General features: G+C 58.5%; 1 pseudogene. It reads left to right on the top strand.

Annotated elements, in window-relative coordinates:
* Nucleotides 1-139 precede the first annotated feature (139 nt).
* A pseudogene (locus tag AB9K35_RS02065) lies at nucleotides 140-277 on the top strand (integrase core domain-containing protein); the annotation flags it as partial.

The raw sequence follows: 277 nt of genomic DNA, 5'->3' as shown, positions 1-277 counted from the left end.
ATAGCCGGTCTCCTCAGCGGTGTGGTCTACGCAAAACCACTGTTGAGACCTGAGACCCGGTTATGGCCACCCGCTGCGCGGTTTGAGGGCTGCGCGCGTGGCCATAACCTCTCAGCGGCCAATCTTCCCGACGTGCTACGGTAGCGAATTTATCTCCCGCGACCTTGATCTGTGGGCCTATGCCAACAACGTCACGCTCGACTTCTCACGGCCAGGAAAGCCAACGGACAATGGCTTCATTGAGGCATTTAACAGCAAGCTCCGGGCGGAATGCCTG

Source organism: Leisingera sp. XS_AS12 (assembly GCF_041224635.1).
Lineage (GTDB): Bacteria > Pseudomonadota > Alphaproteobacteria > Rhodobacterales > Rhodobacteraceae > Leisingera.
This window is presented reverse-complemented; position numbering and strand designations above follow the sequence as displayed.